A 12,963-nucleotide genomic window follows, 5' to 3' on the forward strand; every position below is an offset into this window, starting at 1 on the left:
TGAATAAAACTTATCTTTGCGCAAAATTTGAAATTTATAAAAGGTACCTAATTCCACATATTCTATTATGGTTTTTTCTTTAATTATACCTGTGTATAATCGTCCGGATGAAGTAGATGAGCTTTTGGAAAGTTTGTCGAAATCTGATTATAATGAAGCATTTGAAATTGTTCTTGTTGAGGACGGATCTTCAAATCCCTGCAAAAGTGTTGTTATGAATTATCAGGGAAAGCTTAATATTTCGTATTACTTTAAACAGAATTCCGGACCGGGTGATTCAAGAAATTTCGGAATGCAAAAAGCATTAGGCGATTATTTTATTATTTTCGATTCTGATTGTATAATTCCTTCAAACTATTTAACAGAAGTTCGTAAAGAATTGGATAGAGAATATGTAGATTGTTTTGGAGGCCCAGATAAGGCTTTGGATAGCTTTTCAGACATACAAAAGGCAATTAATTTTGCCATGACTTCTTTTTTAACTACCGGTGGAATTCGCGGTGGCTCTGAGAAAATTGGTAAGTTCCAGCCAAGAAGTTTTAATATGGGGATTTCAAAAAAAGCTTTTGAAGCATCAAAAGGCTTTGGGAATATTCATCCTGGTGAAGATCCGGATTTATCTATAAGATTATGGAATTTAGGTTTTGAAACGAGATTGTTTCCTAGTGCATTTGTTTATCACAAAAGAAGAATAGACTGGGAAAAATTTTCTATACAAGTGAATAAATTTGGAAAAGCAAGACCAATATTAAACAGCTGGTATCCGGAGCATAACAAATTGACTTTTTTCTTTCCTACCTTTTTTATGACAGGATTATTATTAGCTTTTTTATTGTTAATTTTTAATTTTGATCTTTTATTACAAATATATTTTGTATATTTCGTTATAATTTTTCTTACATCTGGTGTCAGTAATAAGAGTGTTAAAATTGGATATCTTTCTGTAATTGCTGTTTGGAAGCAATTTTACGGTTACGGAACAGGCTTTTTAGAATCTTTTATAAAAGTTATTATTTTAAAGAGAAAACCTCAGAAAGCTTTTCCTTATATGTTTTTCAAATTATAATATGACAAAGATTATTGGTTTGACTGGTGGAATAGGAAGCGGAAAGACAACCATTGCAAATTATTTTCAAGAAATGGGAGTGCCTGTTTATATTGCTGATGACGAGGCAAAAAAAATAATGCAGTCACAATCTATAGTTGAAGAGATTAAAACTATATTTGGTGAAGTTGTATTTGAAAATGAGGTTCTCAATAGGGCAAAATTAGCAGAAATCGTTTTTAAAGATAGTAATAAACTTAATCAGTTAAATGCTATTATACACCCGGCTGTTAAAAAAGATTTTGAATTATGGTTTCAAAAAAATAAAAATTATAACTACATAATTTACGAAGCTGCAATTTTGTTTGAAAGCGGAAGATATAAAGATTGTGATATTATTATAACGGTTACAGCGCCTGAAGAAGTAAGAATTGAAAGAGTTATAAAACGTGACGAAACAACAAGAGAAAAGGTCTTAGACAGAATGAAAATGCAATGGAAAGACGAAGAACGTGTTCTTAAAAGTAATTTTGTTATAACTAATGATAATCTTAAAAATGCAAAAGAAGAAGTTGTTAAAATTCTTAAAATTTTAAATATTAAACAAAATCATTCTTAAATGTTAATATTTGGTTAATGTATTATTTAGTATATTGTTAAAATATTAATTTTGTTTCGATGAATAAATTATTTTTTAGAATACTTGTTTTGCTAATGAGTTTGTCCTTAATAGGGATAATTCTGGTTCAGGTATATTGGTTTAATTCGTCATTTGAAAATAATGATGAACAATTTAAATACCACGTTACTCAGGTAATCAGTAACGTTTCTGATAAACTTGAACAACAAGAAGAGTACAGTTTTTATGATAAAATCAATCATATAAAAGACAGTACCGGGAAAATCCCTCAAAAAGAAGATTTGTTAGAAATTTTGTTTGTGCAAAGAAATACTAAAACAAACAAAACTATTGTTTATAAAAATAGTATATCTTCTGAAAAATATGATATTAATGGATCGATATTTAATAAAAAATTCGGTTCTGACGGATTTAAAAGTTTTAGTTCCAAGAGGCTAACAGAAGTTTACAATAATAATAGTATTATTGATAATTCAGTTTTAAATCAAAGTACAATTCCGGATTTAAGAGATGAAAAAGAAGGAAACTTAGATATTTTAAATAAAGCTCAATTACAAATTTCATATAAGGATTATGCTTCTGCATTGCCTATAGACGAAAGAATTACAAAAGAGAAGTTACGCGGCATTTTAAAAAAGGAGCTAGCCGAACATGGAGTTAAGACAAAATTTGAATTTGGAATATATAGTAATGGAAGTCCTACCAAAATAAAATCAGAAGGTTTTCATTTCGATAAAGATGCTACTTATAATATCCCTGTTTTTGCAGATAATGAAGGGAATAGTAAATATGAATTGTCAGTTACTTTTCCTAACAAAAAGAAATTTTTATTGTCGCAGCTGGTAAGTATTACGATACTGTCTATAATTTTTACATTAATTATCATAATTGCTTATACCAGTGCATTAAATCAACTAATTCGTCAAAAGCAAATATCTGAGATCAAAACAGATTTTATAAATAACATGACGCATGAGTTTAAAACTCCAATTGCTACTATCAATTTAGCTCTTGATGCAATACGTAACCCCAAAATCATAGAAGATAAAGAGAAGGTGTATCGTTATCTTCAAATGATCAGGGATGAAAATAAAAGGATGCATGCTCAGGTTGAAAATGTACTGCGAATTTCTAAACTGGAGAAAAAAGAACTCGATATTAGTAAAGAACCTAATGTTATACATGATATCATTGAAGATGCAATTGAACATGTTAATTTAATTTTAGAGGATAAACAAGGTACAATTGTAAGACATTATAATGCAGCAAGGACGACATGTCTGGTTAATGAAGTGCATTTTACAAATGTATTGGTTAATATATTAGAAAATGCTATAAAATATTCTCCAGATGTTCCTGAGATAGAGGTTTTTACGGAGAATGTTAAAGACATGATTCTGATAAAAGTAAAGGATAATGGATTAGGAATGAGTAAAGTTGCTCAAAAAAGAGTTTTTGAGAAATTTTACAGGGAACATACAGGTGATTTGCATAATGTAAAAGGTCATGGTTTAGGTCTTGCTTATGTAAAAAGAATCGTTGAGGATCACAATGGTCAGGTTTATGTAGAAAGTGAAAAGGGAAAAGGTAGTACCTTCATAATAAAAATACCACTAATAAATTAAAATATGGAAAATATTAATAAAAGAATACTTTTAGTAGAAGATGACCTTAATTTTGGTGCAGTTCTTAAAGATTATTTAATGCTAAATGACTTTGAAGTTACTTTAGCAAAAAATGGTATGGAAGGTTTCGAAAAATTCAAAAAGGATGTTTATGATTTATGCATTCTTGATGTAATGATGCCTTATAAGGATGGATATACTTTAGCAAAAGAAATTAGGGAAAAAAACAGCGAAGTGCCGATTATTTTTTTAACTGCAAAATCAATGAAGGAGGATGTTTTAAAAGGATATAAAGCAGGGGCTGATGATTATCTTAACAAGCCTTTTGATTCGGAAGTTTTATTGATGAAAATTAAAGCTATTATTCAGAGAAAATCATCTGATACGAAAGCAGAACAAGTTCAGTTTGAGTTCAATATTGGCAAGTTTCATTTGAACTCTAAGTTAAGATTTTTAACATTTCAGGATGAAGAACCAATAAAACTATCTCCGAAAGAGAATGAATTACTAAAAATGCTGATTCTGCATGAAAATGATTTAATGCCAAGGGAATTAGCTTTGACTAAAATTTGGAGAGATGACAATTATTTTACTTCAAGGAGCATGGACGTTTATATCGCCAAGCTTAGAAAATATCTAAAATCAGATGAGGATGTTGAAATTTTGAACATTCATGGTGAAGGTTTTAGGCTGGTAGTTAAAAGCAAAGCAGTATCTGAATAAAAAAAATAGAATGATAAAAAAAAAGCTCTGGAGTTAATCAGAGCTTTTTTTATGGGTAAAACTAAGTTAAGGGTTTTAAATTAAATTAATTCCTAATGTAATTTCAGTCTTTAATAATTTTGAAATAGGGCAGATTTCTTTCGCTTTGGTTGCAATTTCTGCAAATTTTTCAGCTGTTATAGATGGTACTTTTCCTTTTAGTTCCAAGTGAATTAAAGTTATAGAACCATCTTCGAAGGTAACTGTTGCTTCAGTAGATAAATCGTCTGCAACGAATCCTTCTTCGTTTAATAAAAAGCTTAATTGCATTGTAAAGCAGCCAGAATGAGCTGCAGCAATAAGTTCTTCAGGATTGGTTCCTACTCCTTCTGCAAACCTTGTTTTAAAAGATAATTGAGTATTATTTAAGGTTGTGCTTTGTGTGGTTATGGCTCCGGTTCCTTCCATGCCTGTCCCTTTCCAGTTTGCGTTTGCTTTTCTTGTAAATTTCATTTTCGAAGTTATTAGAATTAATAAATTATAAGTGCATAAAATGCTGATTGTTGTTATAAGTGACTAATTCAAATATAATCAATATTTTACAGTTTTGTTTTATTAATATGTTACTGAAAAGTAAATATCATTAAAAAGGGTGTAATGAATCTCATTACACCCTTTTTAAATTTAGAATTCTTAATGTTTTATTCCTGATTTAAATTACGCAATTGTTTTAGTTTGTCTTTCCATACTTCCAGACTTTCCTTATGAATAGCAATGTTTTTACGGACTTCAAGAACTATAGAATTTTCTTTCTTTGCATTTTTCGTATTTGTAAAAAATTGAATGTTGTTCTCTAACTGGAATATTTCATTTTGAACTTCTTCAATTTTGCGCATAATGAAAATCTTTTCATTATCTAACTTGCGTGTATCATTACTTTCTGATAAAGAATCAATTCTGTTGGAAAAACGCATCATTTCTGTATCTTTTTTACTAAGACTTAATTTTTCAAAAAGAGCATCCAGAATTTTATTGAATTTGCCTTCGATATGACGTCTTGAAAAAGGAACTTTTCCAAATCCTTTCCATGTTTCAATATGTAATTTAATGGCATCTAAATCTGTTTTATGATCACCTGTAAGTTCAAATGCCCTTAAAGTGTCTAAATATGCTTTCTTATTGTCAAATGCAGCAACTTCTTCTCCATTTTCTTCAGATTTGTGTTCTTTTAATTTGTCGAAATAATGGTTGCAGGCATCTTTAAATTCTTTCCAGATTTTGTCAGAGTATTTTTTAGGAACATGACCAATTTGTTTCCACTCTTCCTGAATTTGTTTCATGATTGGAGTAGTCGCATTAAAATCTGTACTTTCTTGTAATTCTTTGGCCTTTGTAACTAGGGCCATTTTTTTGTTTAAATTGTCGTTTTGGTCTTTTTTGATGTCTTTATAAAACGAGTTTTTAAAAGAATTAAAGTTTCTTACGGCAGTTTTAAATGCAGCCCAAGTCTGTTCATTCACCTCGCTTGGTACTTTTCCGGCAGCAAAAAACTCATTTCTAAGTGCTTCAACTTTTTGTATTTGTACCAGCCATTGCGAATGAGAACCTACTTTTTCAGTAGCCAAAACTTCGATTGTAGCAATAATTTCTTTTTTAATCTCAAGATTTTTCTGCTCGTTTTCTCTTTGGCTTTCAAACAAAAGTTCTCTTTTGTCATGGATTTTTTTAGTTAGCTCGCTAAATTTATTCCAAATCGTATCACGATGTTCTTTCGATACAGGGCCAATATCTTCTTTCCAGATTCTGTGTAAATCCTGTAATTCACGAAATGCTTTATTAATGTCAGGTTCGTTTGCTAACTCTTCAACACGAGTAATTATTTTTTGTTTTTGTTCCAGATTGTATTTGAAATCTAAGTCTCTTGCTTCACGGTCTAAATGAAGATAATCATAGAAATTTTCAACATGAAAGTGATAATTATTCCATACGTGATTGTATTTGTCTTTTGGAATTGCTCCGGCATTTTTCCATCTCTCTCTTAATTCATTGAAATGTTTAAGAGTGTCTTTGATGTTTTCCTGTGGATTTATAAGTTCTTTTAGTTCCTCTACTATAGCAAGTCGGGTTTCTAAATTTGATTTTAAATTGCTCTGTAAATTTTTAAAGTGAGCATTTCTTTTTTCCCGAAATATATTGTAATATTCGTCGAACTTTGATTTCAAAGGAGAATGGTATTGAAAATCTTCATTTGGATCCTCATTTGAAGCATTAAATTCTTCTTTTTTCTCTTCAATAAAATGATTGAATTGAAGTAAAAATGATTTTTTAATTTCTTCAATATGTTCTTTTACAGACATCACTTTATCTGTATTTACAAGTTTTTTTAATTCATCAACAAGTTTATCTAACGAAAATGTGTCATAATCCTGCATAGGAATATCATGGCGTTCTTTTAATGTTTCGTCTTCGCTTTCTTCAGCATTAGAATTTGTTATAGCGTCTAATACTTCCTGATGATTTGTTTCTTCAACTTCAATACTTTCAATCGCTGAAATTTCATTTTCTTTTGTTGTTTCAGAAATTGATGTTTCTGTTACATCATTTAGTGAAGAATCATTCAGGCTGATTTCTGGTTTTCCATCTGCTTCCTGCAGGTTATCATTCTTTTCTTCTAACATTTTTAAATGTATAAGGTTATATTTTAAACATTGCGAAAGATAGTAAAGGTGTTTCTAACTACAAAATAAATCATTTGTTTATGTGTTTTTTGATTTAAAAATCCTACTTATTTGTGTGTGAGAAGTAATTTATGACGGAGAAATTTAATTTTTTAAATACATTCTTAGCATTAAGTTTTAAGAATTAAATAAAAAACAAAAGGCTACATTTATGTAGCCTTAAATTATTAATTGTTTTTATTTGGATTATTTGTTCCAGATTTTCCACGCTTTTTCTGCCTGCAAAATAAGCATATCAAGACCATTTTTTATTACAGCCCCTCTTTCTTTGGCATTCTTTAAGAATTGTGTCTCGGCAGGATTATAAATCAAATCATAAGCGATATGTTTATCCGTAAAAAACTCATAAGGAAGATCTGGACAAGCTTCAATATTTGGGCTTGTTCCAACGGGAGTACAATTGATTATGATTTGAAAATTGTCAAAAGTTGTCGCATTAATTAAATTGTAATCAATGATGTTCTCTTTCGCTTCTCTTGAAACAAAAGTATAAGGAATGTCAAGTTCATCAAGTGCAAAGGCTACCCCTTTTGATGCACCTCCAGTCCCCAGAATAAGTGCCTTTTTGTGATGTGATTCAAGTAATGGTTTTAATGATTTTTTGAAACCATAATAATCTGTATTGTATCCTTTTAATTTTCCATTTTTGGTAAATTTTATAGTATTTACAGCTCCAATTAAAGCTGCTTTTTTTGAAAGTTTATCCAGATAAGGAATAACCTGTTCTTTGTACGGGATCGTAACGTTTAAACCTTTTAAATCGGGATTGTTTTTAAGTAATCCTGCAAAATGATTGATTTCAGAAATGTCAAAATTTTCGTAGCTGTTGCCTTTAAATATTTCATCGCTGAATTTTTCTGTAAAATATCCTTTTGAAAAGGAGTAACTAATATTACGGCCTAATAAACCAAAACGTCTTTTTAAAATATCAATCATTATTCTTTTCTATGTTTTTCAATATAATTTTTTACCATTTTTTTTGACCAGACAACAGGGAACAAATCTTCGATTAAAATGTAATTGTCAAAGTTCAAACGCAAACCATTGCTTAAATGAAATTTAGCTTTTGTATTGTCCTGAATCATAAAATACAATCCGGCCAAACGGTATTCTATTTCGTTTTCTTCCGGAAAATATTCAGAGGCTTGCAGTAATGTTTGTATGGCGCTCTCAAATTCACCTAAAAACTGAAGAATATCTACCCAGAATAACCAGGTATCCAATGCATAATCTCCAAATTCTACTGCTTTTCTATAACCAAACTCAGCTTCTTCAAAAAAGTTCATTTGTTTGTTTATAGTGGCATAACGTTTCCAGTACAAACGATTTTGATTGTCGATGGCTAATGCCTTGTTGACAAAAAATAATGCTTTTTGAAAGTTTTTCTGGCGAACGTAAAAATCAGTAATAGCAATCCATCCTTTGTCGAGAAGAGGGTCTTCATGAACAGTTTGGTTGTAATATTTCAATGCCAGAATATTATTTCCCAGCTTTTCGTAGCATTTACCAATTCGCAATAAGGCATAAGAGGTTGCATCATCTAATTCGATGGTTCGGTTATAACTTTCTATTGCCTGAGCGTATTTTTTAAGTCGTTCGTAAGCTTTTGCTTTCTCCATGAATGCCCCCAGAAATTCTTCGTCAATCAGGGTTGCGTAATCAAAAGCGCGAATTGCATTCTCGTATTCTTTTATTCCATAGTGCAATCGACCAAGCTGATGCCAGGCAATTTCACTGTACGGATTTTTGTTGATGTATTCGTTAAGATAAACAATAGCTTCCTGGTTTTGGTCTAAAAATTCAAAGCAGTACACTACGTTATATAATGCAGACTGGTCTTCTAAGTCTTCTTCAAGACATTTGATGAAACTGTCTTTTGCCATTTCGAGATTATCCATAAAAAGATATTCCATTCCGATTAAGTTGTAAACATCAGCAAAGTCGTCTGTATATTGCAGGGCAATTTTAAGCAATTCTACTGCTTTTTCATGCTGATCTCTTTTGGAACAAATATTGGCTTTCTGGATGTAAATTTCCTCGTTGTTAGGTTCAATTGCATATAACTCGTTTAAAAGTTTTTCGGCGATGTCCAGTTTATCGTCGTAAACCAGCATTTCTACTTGTACTAATTTTAAGCCTGTAGATTTCGGGTGTTGGTCTAATGCAAGTTTTAAGGCCTTTTTTGCTAAATTAGCCTTACCTATGTCTAAATAATGAAGAATAATTTCTTCGAATTCTTCAGAATCAAAAAAGAGTACTTTGTTGGTTTTTAACATCGACTCAAATTTAGATAGGGATAGGTTATAATCTTCTTCTTCGTTGCTTAATTGCATACTTTGTATTTTTGAAATTAGCCTGTTATAAATTTAGGCAACCATATTATTTTGTGAGGAAAGGAAATTTATTGTTTTGAACAATTTAATTAACAATATGGACAGAACTTGTGTTCTGTTTTTAGTTTTAATCTTTTGATTTATAAAAGATTAATTTAATTATTATTCTGATTTTTGTTTTTAACGTGAAGCCATAGCCCAGATAGAAGTGGAAATCCTTTTTTGAAGCATTTTTCAGCTTCAAAAAAGATTGCAACGTATAGCTGGAAATAGCTCCTAATTAAGCTTTTCGTTATTATTCAAAATTTCATCCATAACTTCGAGAATTATGGCACATCCTTCTTTTATTTCTTCTTCAGAAATGGTTAATGGCGGTGTTATTCTGATAGCACATCCTTCAAATAATAACCAGAATAAAATGAGTCCTTTTTCCTGGCAGTTTAAAATTACCTGATTGGTTATTTCTGCACTTTCAGTCATTGGGGCAAGCATTAATCCTTTTCCTCTAATTTCTTTTATCAAAGGGTGTACCAAAAGTGATCTGAAGAGTTTTTCCTTTTCTAAAGTTTCCTGCATCAGATTAGTCTCAGTTAATTCCTGCAAAGTCGCTAAACAGGCTGACGCAATGACAGGGTGGCCTCCAAAAGTTGTAATGTGTCCTAGTTTTGGATTCTCGGTTAAAAGATCCATTTTTTCTGCAGAGGCTGTAAAAGCGCCTACCGGCATTCCGCTTCCCATTCCTTTTCCCATGACTAAAATATCCGGAACGACATCGTAGTTCTGAAAGCCGAATAATTTTCCGGTGCGTCCGAAGCCGGGCTGAATTTCGTCTACAATCATCATGGCACCTACTTCGTCACAGCGCTTACGTACTTTTTGCAGAAAGTTGTCTTTAGGTTCAATAAAACCGGCTCCTCCCTGAATCGTTTCAAGTAAAATTGCGGCGGTTCGTGTGGTTATTTTTTGTAAATCTTCTTCGTTATTAAAAGTGATAAAATCAACATCCGGAAGCAAGGGGCGAAACGCTTGTTTGCGCTCTTCGAATCCCATAACACTCATCGATCCCATGGTGTTTCCGTGGTATGCATTGTGACATGATATCAGCTGACTGCGGCCTGTAGAACGTTTGGCTAATTTAAGAGCGCCTTCAATTGCTTCAGTGCCTGAATTTACTAAATAAGTTTTGTTTAATGATTCCGGCAGGAGTGAAGCCATTAATTTGCAGTACTGAACGGCCGGGCTTTGTGAATATTCCCCGTAAACCATTACATGTGAATACTTGTCCAATTGGTCTTTTATAGCCTGATTGACTCTTGGATGCTGATGACCAAGTGTACAGGCTGAAACTCCGGCAACAAAATCTAAATATTTTTTATCGCTGGTGTCGTAAATGTAAGAGCCAATAGCATGTGAAACTTCCATTCCGAGTGGATATGGAGAAGTTTGTGCCTGATATTTTATAAAATCGGGATTCATTTTTGAACTTCTAAGGAACTGAGATTTTAAATTTACTTAAATATCGCTACTTTCACTAAAATTATTTTTTAGCTTTTGTTTTAGTCGTCGTAGTATTAGTTTTTGCTGCGGGTTTCTTTTTGTCGTAATTTAATGTTTCCTTCCTGACTTTCATCGGGACATTAGGCTTGGCATCTTCTGCTTTTCCTTCTTTAACTAATTTATCATTGAGTTCGTTTTCTTCCGGAGGAAAAATATCATCTTTTGTCCTTATTCTTTCATCTCCACGCCAGATAAAACCTTTCAATTTACGGTCTTGCTCAGGTAATTCTTCTTCAGGATAACTATCACTTTGGACGTTTTTAAAAAGAGTAAGAGTGTTAACTGCATTGTTCTCTAAAATCAGATTAATTTTGCTGCTGACACTTTTGTCTATCGAAACGAGCTCGTTTTCTTTATTTCGGGCGTAATAAATAACTTCGGTATTTTTTATTACATCAATTTCGTGTAGTTTTCCATCCCTGAATTTTCCAAATAGATTAAGACCCTTGACCTGATTGTAACCTGTGCCCAGCGTGTCCTTGGAAATAATAAAGGTATTACCAAGAACTTTAAGTGAGTCTATTTTTCGGGTGTTATTATCGCCAATTAAGTGCATGATAGTACCTGTTATTTGACTTTCTGCATTCCATAAAATTGGATTTCCTATTAGTTTTGTCAATGCAATTTTACTATTGGAATGAAGTGAATCACATTTTCCGCTCATATCAATTTTGTAAAAGCGAACGTTATTAAATGCTCGGATGATTCTTTCGCCTTCTTTTCCGGTTACCAATAATTTTTTGCCATGGATATAAACTGAATCTTTTTCAACCAGGTTTATAGCAACGGCCCTTTTGGTTACAAACATGGAATCTTTTAGTTTGTATAATTCGGCATAATGGCCTTTTACGATTCCTTTATTTATAGAATCTGTAATTTTTACATTTCGTGTTGCCGAAGCAAATTCGGTATTTCGATTGTAGAATAGGCTGTCTCCTTCTATACGCCGGTCATCGTACTTTATGTACGATTTTCGGAGAAAGTGTGCCATATTTTTCTTAGTGTCATAAAAACCATTTTCGGTGTAGATATAATTTGTTTTGCTTGTAATGGTAGATGGGCCAAATAAGTAAGAGTGCCCGGAGTTGCTGTAATAATCTAAGTGATTAGATTTCATAACATATTTCGGGTTTGTAAGTACTACTTCTGTTAAAAACTGAAATTTTTTCTGCGCTACGTAGTACCTTCCTGATTTACTAACTAAGGTATTGTCTTTGTTAACAATTGTGCCTTTAGTGTTGTAAAAAACCTCCTGTACATTTCGATCAAAATTAATAGTATCAGTTTGTAAAGTTGCATCAGGTGAGGTCATAATAGCATTTCCTGTTGCGAAAGCTTTTTTTACATTACCGCTGTATTCAGCATATTTACTATTTAAGAATAATGTATCTCCCTGAACAAGCTGTACGTTTCCAAAAGCTTTAATATAATTCTCTTTTTGAAAGAAATAGGCTTTATTACAAGTAAGGACTACACCATCATGATTTATTTTTACATTTCCGGTAAGCAAAAGCGCACCTGGGATTTCTACTTCGTTGACATCTGAAAAGTCTGAGTTTTCAACTATTATTTTTTTAGGAGCTTGTGCTAATACACCTTGAAAACTTCCTATAAGCAAACAAAAAGATATGAAAAAGAGTAATTTCTTCAATTGATTTAATTTTTGTCAAATTTATGAAAAAGCTATAAACGATAATAGATATTATGATTTATTTATAATGGTAAATAAATGCAATTAGTGTAGATAAAAAAGGCAGAGACGTAAAGCTCTGCCCTCTGAATTGTAATTTATATCAAGAAAACTAAATCTTATTTTTTAATACTGCAGCATCAATATCGCTGTGTGAAACATCATAAACAGCTTTGCCATTCTTGATTAAAATTAATTGTGGGGATTCATGATATACATTAAATCTTCTCGCAATTTCATTTGAAATGCCACGATATGTAATTAAATCAAGAAAATAGGCGTCAACAATATCATTCAAATCGTATTCCCGTTCAAATTGCTTCAAAGCCATTCGGCTGATGCTGCATCTTGTGCTGTGTTTAAATATTACGACCGGTTTTTCATTTGATATGGCTTCGACTTCCAATAACTGTAATTCGTTAGTTAATTCGGTCCAGTTTACATTGTTTTTACGAGAATCTGTGTTCTCTGAATTTCCGAAGATTGAATTGAAAAAACTCATACTTTGTCTTGTTTTATGACTTTTTGACGCTTCAGAATCGTTGAAAAACTATTGAAAATGTCATTTTGTCTGTAATTTTAATGTGGAATATATTTTGAATATTTCAGCAAAGTTATATCATTTAAGTTAAA

Annotated in this window: 11 protein-coding genes; 4 read left to right on the plus strand and 7 right to left on the minus strand. The window is 31.6% G+C overall.

What is annotated here, in order from left to right:
• Window positions 1–67 precede the first annotated feature (67 nt).
• Genes GXM16_RS13145 through GXM16_RS13160 form a run of 4 tightly spaced genes read left to right on the plus strand, consistent with a single transcriptional unit; the run spans window position 68 to window position 4,033 of the window.
• The gene (locus tag GXM16_RS13145; RefSeq protein WP_163394908.1) at window positions 68–1,066 is read left to right on the plus strand and encodes a glycosyltransferase family 2 protein; all 999 of its coding nucleotides are present in this window, start codon (window positions 68–70) and stop codon (window positions 1,064–1,066) included.
• A gap of 1 nt (window position 1,067) precedes the next feature.
• On the plus strand, window positions 1,068–1,664 hold the full coding sequence (coaE, locus tag GXM16_RS13150) for a dephospho-CoA kinase (RefSeq protein WP_163394909.1): 597 nt from the start codon (window positions 1,068–1,070) through the stop codon (window positions 1,662–1,664).
• A gap of 59 nt (window positions 1,665–1,723) precedes the next feature.
• Entirely contained in the window at window positions 1,724–3,310 is a 1,587-nt protein-coding gene (locus GXM16_RS13155) for a sensor histidine kinase (protein ID WP_163394910.1), read from the plus strand.
• Between the two features lie 3 nt (window positions 3,311–3,313).
• Complete coding sequence (locus GXM16_RS13160; RefSeq protein WP_110348373.1) at window positions 3,314–4,033, plus strand: response regulator transcription factor; 720 nt, start codon at window positions 3,314–3,316, stop codon at window positions 4,031–4,033.
• A 75-nt stretch (window positions 4,034–4,108) separates the two neighbouring features.
• Here the strand turns inward: GXM16_RS13160 and GXM16_RS13165 are convergent, their stop codons facing one another.
• From GXM16_RS13165 to ytxJ, 7 genes are all read right to left on the minus strand, one after another.
• Window positions 4,109–4,525 (minus strand): OsmC family protein, encoded by a 417-nt coding sequence (locus tag GXM16_RS13165; RefSeq protein ID WP_163394911.1) that lies wholly within the window; start codon window positions 4,523–4,525, stop codon window positions 4,109–4,111.
• 188 nt (window positions 4,526–4,713) lie between these two features.
• Window positions 4,714–6,690, minus strand: coding sequence for a DUF349 domain-containing protein (locus GXM16_RS13170; protein WP_163394912.1), 1,977 nt, complete (start codon window positions 6,688–6,690; stop codon window positions 4,714–4,716).
• A 246-nt stretch (window positions 6,691–6,936) separates the two neighbouring features.
• Window positions 6,937–7,686: a shikimate dehydrogenase family protein gene (locus tag GXM16_RS13175; protein ID WP_163394913.1), complete on the minus strand. Its 750-nt coding sequence runs from the start codon at window positions 7,684–7,686 to the stop codon at window positions 6,937–6,939.
• Window positions 7,686–9,083: a tetratricopeptide repeat protein gene (locus GXM16_RS13180; RefSeq protein WP_163394914.1), complete on the minus strand. Its 1,398-nt coding sequence runs from the start codon at window positions 9,081–9,083 to the stop codon at window positions 7,686–7,688. The genes GXM16_RS13175 and GXM16_RS13180 overlap by 1 nt, the downstream gene beginning before the upstream one ends.
• Before the next feature lie 276 nt (window positions 9,084–9,359).
• Window positions 9,360–10,559 (minus strand): aspartate aminotransferase family protein, encoded by a 1,200-nt coding sequence (locus GXM16_RS13185; RefSeq protein WP_163394915.1) that lies wholly within the window; start codon window positions 10,557–10,559, stop codon window positions 9,360–9,362.
• Between the two features lie 61 nt (window positions 10,560–10,620).
• Window positions 10,621–12,291: an OstA-like protein gene (locus GXM16_RS13190; RefSeq protein WP_163394916.1), complete on the minus strand. Its 1,671-nt coding sequence runs from the start codon at window positions 12,289–12,291 to the stop codon at window positions 10,621–10,623.
• Between the two features lie 151 nt (window positions 12,292–12,442).
• On the minus strand, window positions 12,443–12,832 hold the full coding sequence (ytxJ, locus tag GXM16_RS13195) for a bacillithiol system redox-active protein YtxJ (protein WP_163394917.1): 390 nt from the start codon (window positions 12,830–12,832) through the stop codon (window positions 12,443–12,445).
• Between the last annotated feature and the right edge of the window lie 131 nt (window positions 12,833–12,963).

This window comes from Flavobacterium limi (genome assembly GCF_010645075.1).
Taxonomy (GTDB): Bacteria; Bacteroidota; Bacteroidia; order Flavobacteriales; family Flavobacteriaceae; genus Flavobacterium; species Flavobacterium limi.

What these genes read in the sequence shown, in the direction of transcription:
- GXM16_RS13145 (WP_163394908.1), top strand. Translation starts at nt 68, where the DNA reads ATGGTTTTTTCTTTAATTATACCTGTGTATAATCGTCCGGATGAAGTA.
- coaE (WP_163394909.1), top strand. Translation starts at nt 1,068, where the DNA reads ATGACAAAGATTATTGGTTTGACTGGTGGAATAGGAAGCGGAAAGACA.
- GXM16_RS13155 (WP_163394910.1), top strand. Translation starts at nt 1,724, where the DNA reads ATGAATAAATTATTTTTTAGAATACTTGTTTTGCTAATGAGTTTGTCC.
- GXM16_RS13160 (WP_110348373.1), top strand. Translation starts at nt 3,314, where the DNA reads ATGGAAAATATTAATAAAAGAATACTTTTAGTAGAAGATGACCTTAAT.
- GXM16_RS13165 (WP_163394911.1), bottom strand. Translation starts at nt 4,525, where the DNA reads ATGAAATTTACAAGAAAAGCAAACGCAAACTGGAAAGGGACAGGCATG.
- GXM16_RS13170 (WP_163394912.1), bottom strand. Translation starts at nt 6,690, where the DNA reads ATGTTAGAAGAAAAGAATGATAACCTGCAGGAAGCAGATGGAAAACCA.
- GXM16_RS13175 (WP_163394913.1), bottom strand. Translation starts at nt 7,686, where the DNA reads ATGATTGATATTTTAAAAAGACGTTTTGGTTTATTAGGCCGTAATATT.
- GXM16_RS13180 (WP_163394914.1), bottom strand. Translation starts at nt 9,083, where the DNA reads ATGCAATTAAGCAACGAAGAAGAAGATTATAACCTATCCCTATCTAAA.
- GXM16_RS13185 (WP_163394915.1), bottom strand. Translation starts at nt 10,559, where the DNA reads ATGAATCCCGATTTTATAAAATATCAGGCACAAACTTCTCCATATCCA.
- ytxJ (WP_163394917.1), bottom strand. Translation starts at nt 12,832, where the DNA reads ATGAGTTTTTTCAATTCAATCTTCGGAAATTCAGAGAACACAGATTCT.